The 16,498-nt window shown below is 32.4% G+C and carries 17 protein-coding genes; all 17 read left to right on the top strand.

Annotated features, from left to right (window positions below):
* The first annotated feature begins 54 nt into the window (after positions 1-54).
* The 17 genes from OCU47_RS16345 (at position 55) to OCU47_RS16265 (ending at position 16,487) form a co-directional block, all read left to right on the top strand.
* A complete protein-coding gene (locus OCU47_RS16345; RefSeq protein ID WP_261829676.1) occupies positions 55-816 on the top strand; it encodes an NAD(P)H-dependent oxidoreductase in 762 nt (253 codons plus the stop codon).
* A gap of 122 nt (positions 817-938) precedes the next feature.
* Positions 939-1,337, top strand: a complete 399-nt coding sequence (locus tag OCU47_RS16340; protein ID WP_261829675.1) for a hypothetical protein — start codon at positions 939-941, stop codon at positions 1,335-1,337.
* Between the two features lie 121 nt (positions 1,338-1,458).
* Entirely contained in the window at positions 1,459-2,148 is a 690-nt protein-coding gene (locus tag OCU47_RS16335; protein WP_261829674.1) for a Crp/Fnr family transcriptional regulator, read from the top strand.
* Between the two features lie 89 nt (positions 2,149-2,237).
* A complete protein-coding gene (locus OCU47_RS16330) occupies positions 2,238-3,005 on the top strand; it encodes a formate/nitrite transporter family protein (RefSeq protein ID WP_261829673.1) in 768 nt (255 codons plus the stop codon).
* 12 nt (positions 3,006-3,017) lie between these two features.
* Entirely contained in the window at positions 3,018-4,025 is a 1,008-nt protein-coding gene (gene asrA / locus OCU47_RS16325) for an anaerobic sulfite reductase subunit AsrA (RefSeq protein ID WP_261829672.1), read from the top strand.
* Positions 4,025-4,816, top strand: coding sequence for an anaerobic sulfite reductase subunit AsrB (gene asrB / locus OCU47_RS16320; RefSeq protein WP_261829671.1), 792 nt, complete (start codon positions 4,025-4,027; stop codon positions 4,814-4,816). The genes asrA and asrB overlap by 1 nt, the downstream gene beginning before the upstream one ends.
* An 18-nt stretch (positions 4,817-4,834) precedes the next feature.
* Positions 4,835-5,797 (top strand): sulfite reductase subunit C, encoded by a 963-nt coding sequence (gene asrC, locus OCU47_RS16315; protein WP_261829670.1) that lies wholly within the window; start codon positions 4,835-4,837, stop codon positions 5,795-5,797.
* 181 nt (positions 5,798-5,978) lie between these two features.
* Positions 5,979-7,178 carry a glutamyl-tRNA reductase gene (gene hemA, locus OCU47_RS16310; RefSeq protein ID WP_261829669.1) on the top strand — a complete coding sequence of 400 codons (1,200 nt, stop codon included), beginning with the start codon at positions 5,979-5,981 and terminating at the stop codon, positions 7,176-7,178.
* Positions 7,139-7,804, top strand: a complete 666-nt coding sequence (locus OCU47_RS16305) for an NAD(P)-dependent oxidoreductase (protein ID WP_261829668.1) — start codon at positions 7,139-7,141, stop codon at positions 7,802-7,804. The genes hemA and OCU47_RS16305 overlap by 40 nt, the downstream gene beginning before the upstream one ends.
* Positions 7,805-7,816: 12 nt before the next feature.
* A complete protein-coding gene (gene hemC / locus OCU47_RS16300) occupies positions 7,817-8,686 on the top strand; it encodes a hydroxymethylbilane synthase (protein WP_261829667.1) in 870 nt (289 codons plus the stop codon).
* 132 nt (positions 8,687-8,818) lie between these two features.
* Positions 8,819-10,297, top strand: coding sequence for a uroporphyrinogen-III C-methyltransferase (cobA, locus tag OCU47_RS16295; protein WP_261829666.1), 1,479 nt, complete (start codon positions 8,819-8,821; stop codon positions 10,295-10,297).
* Positions 10,287-11,276, top strand: coding sequence for a porphobilinogen synthase (gene hemB, locus OCU47_RS16290; protein WP_261829665.1), 990 nt, complete (start codon positions 10,287-10,289; stop codon positions 11,274-11,276). The genes cobA and hemB overlap by 11 nt, the downstream gene beginning before the upstream one ends.
* Before the next feature lie 96 nt (positions 11,277-11,372).
* Entirely contained in the window at positions 11,373-12,647 is a 1,275-nt protein-coding gene (gene hemL, locus OCU47_RS16285; RefSeq protein WP_261829664.1) for a glutamate-1-semialdehyde 2,1-aminomutase, read from the top strand.
* A gap of 42 nt (positions 12,648-12,689) precedes the next feature.
* Positions 12,690-13,475: a sirohydrochlorin cobaltochelatase gene (locus tag OCU47_RS16280; RefSeq protein ID WP_261829663.1), complete on the top strand. Its 786-nt coding sequence runs from the start codon at positions 12,690-12,692 to the stop codon at positions 13,473-13,475.
* Between the two features lie 84 nt (positions 13,476-13,559).
* Positions 13,560-14,783 carry an ABC transporter substrate-binding protein gene (locus OCU47_RS16275; RefSeq protein ID WP_261829662.1) on the top strand — a complete coding sequence of 408 codons (1,224 nt, stop codon included), beginning with the start codon at positions 13,560-13,562 and terminating at the stop codon, positions 14,781-14,783.
* Positions 14,783-15,484, top strand: a complete 702-nt coding sequence (locus OCU47_RS16270; RefSeq protein WP_261829661.1) for a GTP-binding protein — start codon at positions 14,783-14,785, stop codon at positions 15,482-15,484. The genes OCU47_RS16275 and OCU47_RS16270 overlap by 1 nt, the downstream gene beginning before the upstream one ends.
* Positions 15,477-16,487, top strand: a complete 1,011-nt coding sequence (locus tag OCU47_RS16265) for an ATP-binding cassette domain-containing protein (protein WP_261829660.1) — start codon at positions 15,477-15,479, stop codon at positions 16,485-16,487. Before OCU47_RS16270 ends, OCU47_RS16265 begins: the two co-directional genes overlap by 8 nt.
* The last annotated feature ends 11 nt before the right edge of the window (positions 16,488-16,498 follow it).

Here is a 16,498-nt window from a genome sequence, read left to right as displayed (position 1 = left end):
GGAAGGTGTAGCCGTTGTCAGATAAATTAGTTATTTTATAAAGGTGGGTTTAAGATGAAAGTAATTGCAATTATGGGTAGTCCTCATAAAGGAAAGGGGTATGAACTTATCAAAAGAATTGAGAGTGAAATGAAGTTACTAGGAAATGTAGAATTTGAGTATGTATTTCTTAGTGATGTGAATTTGGAGATGTGCAAAGGTTGTTTTAATTGCATATCAAAAGGAGCAGAATTTTGTCCAATAAAAGATCATAAGGAGAGCATTGAGCGGAAACTTTTGAGCTCAGATGGTATTATATTAAGTTCACCAGGATATGCATGGAATGTTAGTGGACTTATGAAGAATTTTATTGATAGATTTGCATATACCATGCATAGACCTGAATTTTTTAATCAATCACTTATGTTGGTAGCAAATGGTGGATCAGGACTAAATAATGTACTTAAGGAGTTATCATTTACTCTTGGAGGAAGTGATAAAGTTTGTGAACTAGCAATAACAACAACTCCTTGGGAAACTAATAAAGATTATGAGAAAAGTATAAATAGAAATATAAGAAGAAGTGCAAAAAAATTCTACGATTCACTCGAAAGTAGAAAAGAGAAAAGTCCTAAATTACCTGATTTAATATGGTTTAAAATGTTTAAGAAGATGTCAAACCTTTCAAAGGAAACCTTACCTGCGGACTATAAATATTATAGTGATAAGAGCAGATATTTTTATGAAGTTAAAATAAATCCAATTAAAAGTCTTATTTCAGATTTTATAGCGACTGTAGGGGTTATTGTTATTAAGAAGAGAATTATTTTTAAATAGTTAAGTTGAAGTGTTAAAGGCTAGATTTATTAGATGATATGTTAATAAGAACCAAATTACCCTGTTAATATCTTAAGTGTGATATAATATATGTTAAGAACTTATGTTAGTGGGGTGGAATAATGAGTTATGGTGTAAATAGTGTTCAAGATGATGACTCTATAATAGCAAAATATCAAAGTAAAGATAAAAAGAAAACCAAAAAGGCTAGGGAAATTATCTCGGAGAAAGTTGGAAATTATTATTGCAAATATATAGTAGACGAGAAGGGAAATAAAACTTTAGTGGCTAGGGTGCCTGCAAGTTCAGTAGAGAAGCAAAAAACATCACCAAGGTTAGTTGATGATTCTCAAAGTAAAGTATGTGATTATAGTACACTCCAAAATACTTCTACAACATTTCATCACAGACAAAAACTAGCGGCTCAGTCTAAGCATAAGGATAATTTAAATGATGTACTAAACATATTAAAAGATTCTATGGGAATTCCAAGAAGTAAAAAGAGATTAGGATTATTTTAGTTAGATAAACTAGTTTGAATAGTTAGTCTATTTATGTGTTAGGTTATTAATAAGAGTTAAACTATATAAAGTATGATAAAAGAATGGTGAGTTACAGTAGAGGATTTATGAGAGGTTAAGAATGAGCAAAATAACAGTGGAGAAGCTTAGAGAACTTCATTTATTTGATAAAGTTGAAGAAAACACATTAAAAGAATTATCCCAAATATCATTGATAAAATCATATAAAAAGGGTGAAAATGTATTTTTGGATAAGCAAGTAGTAGATACTATATATATTGTTTTGGCAGGAAAATACTCTCTTTATAAGATTGGTGAAGGGGCACAAAAGAAGGTTATTTTTATACTAGGAAGAGATAGCATATTGAATGAAGTTATTGTAGATAATTTGCCAGCTTCTATATTTTGTGAGACCTTTGAAGAGGGGGAATTACTACTTATTAATCGGGAAAAACTAATTGGACTTATGAAACAAGATTTTGCTTTAACCACAAATGTATTAAATTCTCTTGCATTAAAAGTTAGAAGACTTTATAGGCAGATGAAGAATACGACTCCAATAAAGATTGAGAAAAAGTTAGCAGCGAAGTTTTGGAAGTTATCTAGAGATTATGGCTTAGAAGTTGAAGATGGTGTGGCAATAAATCTTAAGATGTCTGTTACATATCTTGCAGACATGTTTGGAAGCCAGAGAGAAACTATATCTAGAGCTATAAAAAAGTTAGAAGAATTGGGACTTATAAAGTTTAAAGATAAGACTATTATAGTAACTGATAAAGAAAAGTTGGTAAAATATTTTAAAGGTTTATAACTATATAATTATTTTTTGGACTGTGATGAAAATCACAGTTTTTTATTTGCTCTTAATTTATACTTAATTCAAAAGTGGAGGTGTATGTAATGTTTAGTGAAGAAATTAACAAAGTTTCTATGGCTGCACAGGGGAAAATTAATCTATTGAAGAAAAGTAAGTTAAGATACCTATTGGCATCAGCACTTGCAGGTCTTTATGTGGGACTGGGCATAATGTTGATTTTTACAATTGGAGGGGTGTTGAATTCAGCACATTCACCTGCTACCAAGATTGTAATGGGAATTTCATTTGGTGTTGCACTGTCATTAGTTATTTTTGCAGGTGCAGAGCTTTTTACAGGAAACAATTTTGTTATGACAGTAGGATTTCTAAAGAAAACGGTATCATTAGGGGATTTACTTTCAGTTTGGATTTTTAGTTTTTTGGGTAATGTTGCAGGGTCAGTTTTTGGAGCGTGGTTATATTATTCAACTGGATTGGCTACAGGACCTGTAGGAAAGTTTATAACTACAACAGTTTCCGCAAAGATGAATGGTTCAGTTCATGAATTATTTGCAAAAGGAGTATTGTGTAACATATTAGTTTGTCTTGCTGTTTGGTGCTCTTTCAAAATGAAAGAGGAAATAGGAAAGCTTGTGATGACTTTTTGGTGCTTATTTGTATTTATAACTGCTGGATTTGAACATAGTGTTGCAAATATGACCTTACTTGCTATAGGTTTGTTCATACCACATCCTGCGAATGTAACAGTTATTGGCTATATTTATAACATTGGAATAGTCTCACTTGGCAATGTAGTCGGCGGAGCTATAGTGTTAGCTTTACCATATTTCCTTATCTCAAAAGATAAGTAGAGAGGTGTTTTTATGGGATTTAAATTAAAGGTAGAAGATTTTAACGAATTTTTGGAAGAGGTGTCAAAGGACTATAAGGTTTATGCACCTAAGGTTTTAAAAGGAAAGGGAACTTTCTCAGATACAGATGTTGTTAGATATGCAGAAATTAAAGATGTAGAAGAGATAGAATTTAAAAGTAAATCAGCATTTTCATATAAAGAAGTTTTACTTCCTATAACTCAAACCTTGTTTTATTTCACTGAAGACCAATGGACAGAGCCAAAGGTAGAGGAAAAAGGAGTACTGATCTTTTTAAGAAGCTGTGATATGCATTCTTTAAAAAGAATTGATGACATATATCTAAGAAACGGTTTTGAAGATCCATATTACAAGACTATTAGAGAAAAAGCAAAGTTTATTTTAATAGGTTGTGAAAAGAGTTTTGATAACTGCTTTTGTGTAAGTATGGGAACCAATAAAACAGAAGATCATGATGCATATATAAAAGTAGTTGATGATATGGTGTATTTTGATGTACAAGATGAAGCTTTAGAAGGTTATCTTGGTGAAATTCAAAGGGAAGAGGTAGAGGTTGTTGTTGATTTTGTTTCAGAGAATGAAACAAAGGTTAACATTCCAGAAAATCTTGAATTAAAAGTTATGAATTCATCAATGTGGAAGGAATATTCAGCTAGATGTATAGCTTGTGGAAGATGTAACTTTGTATGTCCAACATGTACATGCTTTACTATGCAGGATATATTCTACAAGGATAATGAGAAGGCAGGAGAAAGAAGAAGAGTTTGGGCTTCTTGTCAAGTTGATGGATACACAAATATGGCAGGAGGACACAGTTTTAGATTAGATAAAGGTCAAAGAATGAGATTTAAGGTTCTTCATAAAGTTTATGATTATAAAAAAAGATGGGGATATAATATGTGCGTTGGATGTGGAAGATGTGATGATATATGTCCAGAATACATTTCCTTCTCAAACTGTGTAAATAAATTAGAGAAGGGTATGGAAGAGGTGGAATAATGAGTAATATATATATGCCATTTCAATCAGAAATATTAGATGTAAAAAAGCATACAGAAATAGAATATACATTTAGAATGGCTTTTAAAGGTGATGTAAAGCCAGGGCAATTTTTTGAAGTATCTATACCAAAGTACGGAGAAGCTCCAATCTCAGTAAGTGGAATAGGTGAAGATTATGTAGAACTTACTATTAGAAAAGTTGGAGTTGTTACAAATGAACTGTTTACTTACTATGTAGGACAAAAGTTTTTCATGAGAGGACCTTATGGAAATGGTTTTGATTTAGAAAACTACAAGAACAAAGATGTTGTAGTAGTAGCAGGGGGAACTGGACTTTCACCAGTTAAAGGTATTGTGGATTACTTCTCTCAAAATCCTAAAGATGCTAAGAAGTTTACTTTAATTTCAGGTTTTAAGTCACCTGAAGATATGCTTTTTAAGGATGATATTAAAGCATGGAAAGATAACATGAATTTAATAATTACTGTAGACAAGGCTCCAGAAGGCTATGATGGTAATGTAGGTCTTGTAACAAAGTTTATACCAGAGTTAGTTTTTGAAGATATAGATGATGTACAAGTAGTTGTAGTAGGTCCTCCTATGATGATGAAGTTTACGGTTCAGGAGTTCTTAAAAAGAGGAATAAAAGAAGAGAATATATGGATTTCTCAAGAAAGAAAGATGTGTTGTGGAGTTGGTAAGTGTGGACACTGCAAAATTGACGATACATATATATGCTTAGATGGTCCAGTATTTAACTATACAAAAGGTAAGAGTTTAATAGATTAGAAGGGAGGAGAAGTGACTGTGGATATAAATACTAAATATCTTAAAAAAAATGCATTTAGGGTTACTAAGAAAAGAGGAATAACAGCTTCGAGAATTAGAATACCTGGTGGACATATGGATGCTAAGATTCTTTCTCTAATACAAGAAATTGCAGATAAATATGGAGATGGGACAGTTCATATAACTACAAGACAAGGGTTTGAAGTACCAGGGATAAACATGAAAGACATCCCAGAAGTAAACAAACTTCTTCAACCAATAATTGAGAATCTTGAAATAAATCAAGAGGTTCCAGGAGAAGGATATACAGCAGCAGGCACAAGAAACATATCTGCATGTATAGGAAACAGAGTCTGTCCTTTTGGAAATTATAATACCTCCGCATTTGCTAAAAAGATAGAAGAAGCAATCTTCCCTAATGATCTTCATTTTAAAGTTGCTCTTACTGGTTGTCCAAACGACTGCTTAAAGATTAGAATGCATGATTTTGGTATCATGGGAATGACTGAACCGCAATATGATTCTTACAGATGTATAGGATGTCAAGCATGCGTCAAGAATTGTAAGAAGAGAGCTACAGGTGCATTAAAATTCGAAAACTTTAAAGTGGTTAGAGATCATAATAAATGTATCGGCTGTGGTGAATGTGTAGGAAAATGCCCAACAGGAGCATGGTCAAGAAGTTCAGAAAAGTATTTTAGACTTGCCATTATGGGAAGATCAGGTAAGAAAAATCCTAGACTGGCTGAAGATTTTATAGTATGGGTAGATGAAGAAAGTATACTTAAGATAATATTAAATACTTATGATTTTGTTACAGAGTATATTGACAAGGAAGCTCCAGGTGGTAAAGAACATATAGGATATATAATTGATAGAACGGGGTTCCAAGAGTACAAGAAATGGGCTCTTAAGGATGTGGAACTAGGTCCTAAGGCAGTATTAAAGGACAATATATATTGGAGTGGAATCCGTTATTAAATAAGATATAAACAAGCTTTTGGTTAATAGTAGCCTTTGCCTATAATTGGCGAAGGCCTATTTCCATTTCATAAATAAAATAAATAACAAGTCAATGCATTTTCAAAAGTAATTAATTATAAGCAGGATAAATAGGTTATTGACTTGATAATTTTTGAAAGTGCATTTATGGAGTGATGATATGATTCAATTAATAGGATTAAAAAAAGGATTAGCTTTATCGATAAGAGAACAACTATCCATAGGAAAAAGTAAATATAGAGAAGGTTTAAAAGAAATACTAAAATTTTGTGATGAGGTAGTGATTATAAGTACTTGCAACAGAACAGAGATATATTTTAACTCTGAAGAGGAAGGAAATTGCATCATTCATAAGCTATTTCAAGCATTAGGGTGGGATGAATCATTATCCCAATATATTTTCTATTCTCAGGGTTATGATACAACTAGGCACCTTTTAGAAGTTGTTTGTGGATTTCACTCAAAAATTTTAGGTGAAGATCAGATACTAGGGCAAGTTAAGGAAGCTTACTACTATTCAATAGAAGCAAAAGCTGTTTCTGGAGATTTACAGAGGCTTTTTCAAGAAGCAATAACCTGTGGCAAAGAATTTAGAACAAAAGCTAAAATGCACAATATACCAGTATCTTCAGCATCAATAGCTGTAAACTATGCGTTAAAAAAGGAATGTAAAAAGTTTATGGTATTAGGTTATGGTGATGTGGGGAAGCTTGCAGTTAAATATCTTTTAGCACGGGATATTTTGAAAGTTTATATAGTTGTTAGGGAGCCTAAAAAGATAACTGATTTAAAAGATGATAGAGTGAAAATCATAGAGTTTAATGAAAAAAATGATTTCATGAAGAAAGTTGATTGTATTATTTCTTGTACTTCAGCTCCTCATCATATAATTGGTAAAAAAGATATAACAGAAGACAAGAAACTTCTTATCTTTGATTTAGCTGTTCCTAGAGATGTGGAACTTTCAATTGGTGAATGTTCTAATATAGAACTTTTAGATATAGATATGATAAGTAAGATAGATGATGAAAATAAAAAACTTAGAAAAGAGCGTATGGAAAGTTGTAGAGATATTATAAGAAAACGTATCAGTGCATACGAGGAATGGAGAGAATTAAAAGAGATATCACCATATGTGAAAAAACTAAAAGCAATTAGCCAAGAAGTAAGTCAGAAAAGAATAGATACCTTTATTAATAAAAGTAAAACAAAAGATCACAAGGAGTTAGCTGAAGTTCTAATTAGAAGTACTTCTGATTTTTATGTGAATAGAGCCATAGAAGCTCTGAAGGAAGCTAAGCTTGAGGGGAGAGAGGAACAGTGTCTAGAGATAATACAGAAGATCTTCAAGAGGAGTTAGAATTTGTTTTTTTATCATTATTATCAAAAAAGCTAAATGTGGGAATTATAGGTGGAGGCAAAGGTGGTTTAACAAAGGCTAGAACATTTTTAAATAGTGGAGCTAATTTGTGGGTTCTTTCAAGAGAATTTATAGAAGAATTTAAAGAGCTTAAACTTCAAGGAGATAGAGTTATAAAAGGTGAATATTACACTGATTTTATAAAAGATAAACATGTAGTTTTAGTAGCTGTGGAGGACTTAGAGCTTAAGAAGAAAATAAAAGATGACTGTGAAAAGATGTATAAGATTTTTATAGATTCTACAAGCTTTAAAAATGGTATGGGACTGATTCCAGCTCAGAAACAAACAAAGAATATCTCTTTTAGTGTACATACCAAGGGGGGAAATCCAAAGGCAGCAATGTTACTTTTAAATAAGTCAGAAGAGGAATTTTTAAAGTATGATGAGTTTATTGGAATGCTCAACCCAATAAGAAACAAAGCGAAGAAGTTAAAAAGAAAAACTGAAATCATAAACTTCATAAATACAGAAGATTTTAAGTTTTTTTATGAAAGAGGATATATTAAAGAAATACTACTTTTATTTTTTGATGAGGATGATGTGAATTATTTATTGAAAATGTAGGGAGGAGATTTTGTGAGTTTGATTATTGCAACTAGAAAAAGTAAATTAGCTCAAGTTCAAACGGAGCTTGTTATGGATATGATAAAGGTTAAACTGGGGCTTGAAAGTGAGAAACTTTTAATTGAAACAGAAGGAGACAGAAGATTAGATGTAACCTTAGATAAAATAGGTGGAAAAGGTCTTTTTGTTAAGGAAATAGAACTGGCTCTTTTAAGAGGAGAAGCACATGGAGCTGTTCATAGTATGAAGGATGTAACTTCTACCTTGGAGGATTGCTTTGAACTTGCAGCTATGCCAGTGAGGGAAGATGTAAGAGATGGGTTTATTTCTAGAGATGGAATAAGTTTTTTTAATCTACCTATGGGGGCTAGAATTGGAACTAGTAGTCCTAGAAGAAGTGCTGAGTTAAAAGAGTTAAGACCAGATTTAAATATAGTACCCATAAGAGGAAATGTACAAACTAGAATTGCAAAGATGGAGACTGAAAATTTGGATGGAATAATTTTAGCAGCAGCCGGGCTTAAGAGAATTAATATGGAGAATATAATTACTAACTATTTTGAACCCAAAGATTTTGTGCCTGCTGTTGGGCAAGGTGCTTTGGGTATAGAAATACTAAAAGATAATGAAGAAAGTAGGATTTTAAGAAAGCTTGATAATATTGATGTGACACATTGTGTAGAAGCTGAGAGAAGCTTTATGAAGGCTCTAAATTGTGGATGTAACTCACCAATTGGTGCATTTGCTGAACTTCAAGGACAAGATATTTATCTTATAGGGATGTTTCAAGTAGGAAACAAAATTATAAAAAAAGATATTTGGGGCAGTAGAGAAGACAGGATTGAACTAGGAGAAGCTTTGGCTAAGAAGATATTAAAGTAGAAGAATATCGTTTTATTATATTTAAGTTAGGCATCTGAAAATAGACTAGTATATGAACTTATTTTTTTTGAAGATGCCTTATATAGAAGTACTGTAAGATGTAGAAACAATTTACTAAGGAGTTAGAGATAGATGAGTAAGGTATATATAATTGGTGCAGGTCCTGGTGATGAAGAACTATTGACTTTAAAGGCTATAAAGTCTATGGAGAAGTGTACTGCTGTTTTGTATGACAGACTGGTAGGAAATAATATATTAAATTATTTAAGAGAAGATTGTAAGATTTTTTATTGTGGCAAGGAACCTGGTTGTCATTATAAAAGCCAAGATGAGATAAATAGTATGCTAGTAAAGCTTGCTAAAGAAGGTCATATAGTAGGAAGAGTAAAAGGCGGAGACCCTTATGTTTTTGGAAGAGGGGGAGAAGAAGTTTTATCTTTAGTAGAAGAAGGAATAGACTTTGAAGTTATTCCTGGAGTAACCTCAGCCATATCAGTTATGAGTTATGCAGGAATACCAACAACTCATAGAGGAATATCCCAAAGCTTTCATGTCATAACAGGAATGAGTGGATCAGCTTTAAAGGTGAATTGGGAAGGGGTATCAAAATTAGAGGGAACTCTTATATTTTTAATGGGATTAGAAAATATAGAGTATATATGTTCATCTTTAGTTTCCCAAGGGAAAGACATGGACACACCTTGCGGGGTAATTATGAGGGGAACAACTTCTAAGCAAAGAAAGGTAGTTGGGACACTAGAGAATATTTGTGAAAGAGTGGAGGATGCGGGTTTAAAGTCTCCTTGCATAATAGTAGTTGGAAATGTAGTTACTCTTAATGATAAGCTTAATTGGTTTGAAGGAAAACCTTTATTTGGTTTAAATGTTTGTGTAACTAGATCTAAGGAACAAGCTAGAAGCCTAAAATATAATCTTAAGGAACTTGGAGCAGAGGTTACAGAGATAAATGCTATAAAGATAAAAGATACAGCTTTAAATCTTGAAGAATATGAAAATAAATTTTCTAAGTATGATTTCATAGTATTAACATCTGTTAATGCAGTTAATATATTTTTTGATTACTTAAGAAAAAGAGAAATAGATTTAAGAGTGTTAAAAGGCCGCTTTGCTGTAATAGGAGAAGCTACAGCAGGTGCTTTAAAGGATAAAGGAATAAAACCATTTATAATAGCAAAAGAGTTTGTGTCAGAAAGCTTAGTTGAAAGTATGAAACTTGTTGTTAAAGAAGGAGATAAAATTCTTGTGCCTTGTTCAAAGGAATCAAGATTATATATAGGAGAAGAACTCAAAAAGTTAGGAGCACAGGTAGATAGAGTAGAGATATATGAACCTATTTGTGGAGATATTAAGAATGTAAATGCTTTTAATGAGGTGGACATAGTTACTTTTACTAGCCCTTCTATTGTAAGAAACATGATTAAATTAGTGGGTGCAGAAGAGTTAAAGAAAAAGCTATGTGTAGCAATAGGGCCAATAACTTTTAAGGAATTAGAGAATAACGGAATTTCAGCAGTGCAATGTAAGAAGTATGGTGAAGATGGACTTATATCAGAACTATTAACAATATGGAGGAATAAAAATGCTTTATAAGAGACATAGAAGGTTAAGAAAAAATACAGCTATAAGAGAGTTGGTAAGAGAGACAACTATATCATCAAAGGATTTTATATATCCTATTTTTGTGATTGAGGGAGAAAATATTAAGAAGGAAATACCTACGATTCCAGGAAATTATCATGTATCGGTAGATAGATTACATGAAATCTTAGAGGAAGTTATAGACTGTGGTGTTAATGGAGTAATGTTCTTTGGACTTCCAGAACATAAAGATGAATGTGGATCATCAGCCTTTGATAAAGATGGAATAATTCAAAAGGCAGTAAGAAAGGCTAAGGAATTGTATCCAGAGTTATGGGTTATAACGGATGTATGCATGTGCGAGTATACTGATCATGGTCACTGTGGAATTTTGCATGGTCATGAGGTTGATAATGATAAAACCTTAGAGTTTTTAGGTAAAATTGCTCTTTCACATGTGGAGGCAGGAGCAGATATGGTAGCACCATCTGATATGATGGATGGAAGAGTTGCTTATATTCGTGATGTTTTAGATTCAAATGGTTTTAAAGACGTATCTATAATGGCTTACAGTGCAAAGTACAGCTCAGCATTTTATGGGCCTTTTAGGGAAGCAGCTAATTCAGCACCTAAGTTTGGAGATAGAAAGAGCTATCAGATGGACCCTGCAAACATTAATGAGGCTATGAGAGAGATAGAATCAGATATAGAAGAGGGTGCTGATATAATCATGGTTAAACCGGCATTATCTTATTTAGACGTGGTGAGGTGGGCAAGAGATAGATATGATTATCCAGTGGCTGCATATAGTGTGAGTGGTGAATTTGCAATGGTGAAGGCAGCAGCAAGCTTTGGATTTATTAATGAAAAAGCTATAGCCTTAGAGATGCTTCTTTCAATGAAAAGAGCAGGTGCGGATATAATAATAACTTATTATGCCCTAGAAGCATCTAGATGGTTAAGGGAAGATTTAAATATAAACCATAAGTAATATTTACGGTTTATATTTAAATACAGTGTTAACTGCAATAATTCGAATATTTATGAAGTTTATTAATTAGATATTATATAATGTTAGGAGGATAAGATGAGCAATATTGAGATTTTTGAAGAATCTAAAAAATATATGCCAGGAGGAGTAAATTCACCAGTAAGAGCATTTAAAGATGTAGACCTTACTCCCCCAATAATTAAAAGAGGAAGCGGAGCTTATATTTTTGATGAGGAAGGTAATAGATATACTGATTTTGTAGGTGCATGGGGCCCTATGCTTTTAGGACATTGTGATGAAGATGTAGTAAAAGCTATAAAAGATACCTGTGAAAATGCAATAGCCTTTGGAGCATCTACAGAACTTGAACTTAGGCTTGCAAAACATATGTGTACAACTTTGGATAACGTTGAAATGGTGAGGATGGTGAATTCAGGTACAGAGGCTACCATGAGTGCAGTAAAGCTTGCAAGAGGTTATACAGGAAGAGATAAGATACTAAAATTTGCAGGCTGTTATCATGGACACTTTGATGGATTTTTAGTTAGTGCAGGTTCTGGACTTCTAACGGAAGGAATTCCAGGCAGTGCAGGTGTTCCTGAAGAAAGTATAAAAAATACAATAGTCGGTCAATACAATAATATAGAAAACATAAGACAAGTTTTTAATAAATATGGTGAAGAATTAGCAGCTGTAATTATAGAACCTGTAGCAGGGAATATGGGAGTTGTAAAAGCTGAGAATGAATTTATGGAGGAACTGAGGGCATTATGTGATAAGCACGGAACGTTGCTTATATTTGATGAGGTAATGAGTGGGTTTAGAGTAAGCTATAAAGGGGCACAAAGTTTATTTAAAGTTAAACCTGACTTAGTAACTTATGCAAAAATAATGGGGGGAGGACTTCCATGTGGTGCTTATGGTGGAAGAAGAGATGTAATGGAGAAACTTTCACCACTAGGAGATGTATATCAAGCAGGAACAATGTCAGGAAATCCAGTGGTTATGGCAGCTGGCTTAGCTACCTTGACAAAGCTTTATAATAATCATGAGTATTATCAACATATAGATTCATTAGGTCTTAAGCTTCAGGAAGGGATGAAAGCAATAGCTAAAGAAAAAGGAATTCCTTTAGTAGTAAATAGATGTGGAGGTATGATGACTGTATTTTTCACTAATAAAGATAAGGTTACTTTATATGAGGATGTTATGAGCTGTGATACAAATCTTTTTAAAAGATTTTTCACCCATATGTTAAAGAGTGGATTCAATCTTCCACCATCTCAATATGAGGCTATGTTTCTTTCAGTAAAGCATAGTGATAAGGATATTGAAGAATTTCTTGATGCTTTTAGAAAATTTCAAGTGTAGTTAATAGAAGCAGGTTTATTTTTATATAGGAAGGTTGATAGCATGAAAAAAGCTATATTAATTGTAAGTAATGGGACTTCAGATATAGCAGCTCTGGAGGCTTCAATAATGAAATTTGAGCACAGGGTTAGAAATGAATTTAAAGAATATGAAGTCTTTAGGGCTTTTTTCTCAGAAAAGATTATTTCAAAATTGAAGAGTAAGTATAGCACTAAAGTAAATACTCCTTTAGAAGCACTTATTGAAATAGAGGAGTTAGGATATGAAGAGCTAGTTATTCAGCCTCTATATATCGTTTGTGGTGTTGAATATAAAATATTGAAAGATGTTGTTGATGAGTTTAAGAAAGAATCAAAATTAAGAAAAATAATAGTAGGTAATCCTGCACTTATAGAGAATGATAAGGCGAGAACATTTGATTTTATAAATAGTATAAAAGATAATTTTAAGGTAAATAAGGTTACAGTAGTTGCAGTTCATGGAACAAAGACTTCAGCTAATAAGTGTTATCTAGAGCTAAATGATGCATTTAGAAGTTGTGGTTTGAGTAAAGTTTTTGTTGGGGCAGTAGAAGGAGAGCCTTCTTTTGATTGGGTTTTAACAAGTTTGCATAACAACAATATTAAAGAAGTTTTACTTATGCCTTTTTTGATTGTAGCAGGATTTCATGCGAAAAAAGACCTAGTTTCCACATCACCTAGGTCGTGGAAAAGTATCTTAGAAAGAGAAGAAATTCATGTTGAAGAAAAGCTTATAGGCTTAGGAGAAATGACAGGTTTTCAAGAATTTTTCTTAAGAGATTTAAGAAAATTGATAGATGATATATAGTAACAAATGATACCGATTTTTTTATCTTTTAGTGGTAAACTAAATACATAAAGTAATTTAGAATGATAAAGGAAGATGAAAAATATGAGTAATAAATATTTTGATATAAAAGATACACTATATAATATTACAGAAAAATATGCTGAGGCTATAGAATTATTAATATCAGTAGGCTTTGATAATATTAAAGATGAAAATTTAAGAAAAGCTTTTGGACAATCAATTTCCTTAGAAAATGCACTAAAGTTAAAGAAGATAAATATAGAAAACTTTGTAGAGCAGCTAGTAGAGAGAATTGAAGCTAATAATAATGGTGTAAGTGAAGCATCAGATAAAAAGGATTCAGTAAAGATTGTGGGAGTATTACCTTGCCCAGTTAGAGTGCCACTAACAGAAAATTTTGAGAGCTGGGTTGCTGAACAAAACTTTGATTTTAATTTAGATTATGAATTAAAGGCAGCTTCTGTAGGAATAGGCTGGATAAAGGATGCATTAAAAGAACAATCAGAGGATGCTTTACCAGATTTATTTATGTCAGCAGGTTTTGAATTGTTTTTTGATAAAGAGCTGTTTGGAAAATACAAAGCAAAAAATATCTTTGAAGATATTACAGGGATAGATCATTATAATTCTGATTTTCATAATACAGATATAGAATTAATGGACCCAAATAAGCAATATTCAATTGTAGGAACTGTGGCTGCAGTTATAGTAGTAAATCATGAAGAATTAAACGGAAGAAAAGCACCAACAAGTTGGGAAGATATATTGGATGAGGAATTTGAGAATAGCGTAAGTCTACCAGTAATGGATTTAGATTTATTTAACTCAATCTTACTTAATATTTACAAGAACTATGGTGAAGAAGGTATAAGAAAGTTAGGAAGAAGCTTAAAGAAGAGTTTACATCCATCAGAAATGGTGAAGCTTCAAATAAAAGTATCTGATAAGCCAGCAGTTACAATAATGCCATACTTCTTTACAAAGATGCTTAGAGAAGACAGTCCTATGGTTCCTGTATGGCCTAAGGATGGAGCAATTATAAGTCCAATATTTATGCTAAGTAAGAAGGAAAAGGCAACACAATTAAAGCCTATAGTTGATTTCTTTGCTTCAAAGAAGGTTGGAGAAATCCTATCTCATGATGGAAGATTTCCAAGTGTACATCCAGAGGTAGATAATCTATTACCAAAGGAAAATAAATATATGTGGCTTGGATGGGATTTTATAAATGAACATGATATTTCAGCTTTAATAAGAAAGTGTGAAGAGATATTCCACAATGCTTCAAAAGGAGTTGACAGATAATGAATTTAGTAACTATATCAGGACCTCCTTCTTCAGGTAAGACCTCATTAATACTAAAAACCATAGAAGCTATTAAAAGCAGAGGATTATCTGTTGGTGTAGTTAAGTTTGACTGCTTATATACAGATGATGATATCCTATATAAAAAGGCAGGAGTGCCAGTTAAAAAAGGACTTTCTGGTTCTTTATGTCCTGACCATTATTTTGCAAGTAACATTGAAGAGGTAGTGAATTGGGGAGTAAAAGAAAACTTAGACCTTCTTATAACTGAAAGTGCTGGTTTATGTAATAGATGTTCTCCATATATAAAGGGAATAAAATCAATTTGTGTGATAGATAATTTGAGTGGTATAAATACACCTAAGAAAATAGGACCAATGTTAAAATCAGCAGATATCATAGTAATTACAAAGGGAGATATAGTATCTCAAGCAGAGAGAGAGGTTTTTGCATCAAGAGTTAACTCTGTAAATCCTCAAGCTATTATCATCCCAGTTAATGGTTTGACAGGACAAGGCGCTTATGAGTTCAGCACTCTTGTATATGATGAGCAGGAGCAAATTGAAACTGTTAATGGAAGACAATTGAGATTCCCTATGCCTTCATCCTTATGTTCATATTGTTTAGGGGAAACTAAGATTGGAGAACAATATCAGATGGGTAATGTAAGAAAGATTAATATAGGTGATAACAATGGTTAAGATAAAAGAATTAGAAGCAATGAAGCTTAGTGATTTAGAAAATAAATATCCTTTTGTGTTATCTTTCTTTGAAAATAACAAGCTAGATATATCAGGTTTTGAGCAAAGGACATTAAATGAATATTTAAATCATTTTACAAGAGAAGATATCGATGAATGGGCAATAGATGTAGACAAAATTAAGGCTGATTTAGAAGTTTACATAAATCAAATGCTAGAATTTTTAGGCTTAGACAAGGATAGAGTAGATTCAATCACTATAATAGCTGGTAAAGATAAGTACGGCAATAAAGAAAATTTTGAGCAGTTAACTATAAACAAGAGTGAAATAATATCAATAGTAGGGCCAACAGGGTCTGGTAAAAGCAGACTTCTTGCTGATATAGAATGGACTGCCAATAAGGATACCCCTACAGAAAGAACAATTTTAGTTAATGGTGAACTGCCTGATAAAAGTAATAGATTTTCTACAAGTAACAAATTGGTGGCTCAGCTGTCACAAAACATGAACTTTGTTATGGATTTAACTGTAAGAGAATTCTTAGAGTTACATGCAAGAAGCAGAATGGTTGATAACGAAGAAGAAGTTATAAATAAAATAGTAGAAGCAGCAAATGAACTTGCTGGAGAAAAGTTTAATATGGATACTGCTATAACAGGCCTAAGTGGAGGCCAATCAAGAGCATTGATGATAGCAGATACTGCAATTTTAAGTACCTCTCCTATAGTATTAATAGATGAGATAGAAAATGCAGGAATAGATAGAAAGAAGGCTTTAAACTTCCTTGTTAATGAAGAAAAAATTGTACTTATGGCAACCCATGATCCAAGTTTAGCCCTTATGGCTGATAAGAGAATCGTAATTAAAAATGGGGGCATCTATAAGATAATAGAAACAGGCGAAGAAGAAAAAAGCATATTAAAGAAGCTAGAAGAAATGGACAATATCATCAACGATATGAGAGCAAATCTTAGAAAAGGTGAAGTGCTGAAGAATAATTAGATAACTTATTT

Origin of the sequence: Clostridium sp. TW13 (assembly GCF_024345225.1) — a bacterium.
Lineage (GTDB): Bacteria > Bacillota > Clostridia > Clostridiales > Clostridiaceae > Inconstantimicrobium > Inconstantimicrobium mannanitabidum.
The sequence above is the reverse complement of the archived record's forward strand: the minus strand, read 5'-3'. Positions and strand labels throughout refer to the sequence as shown.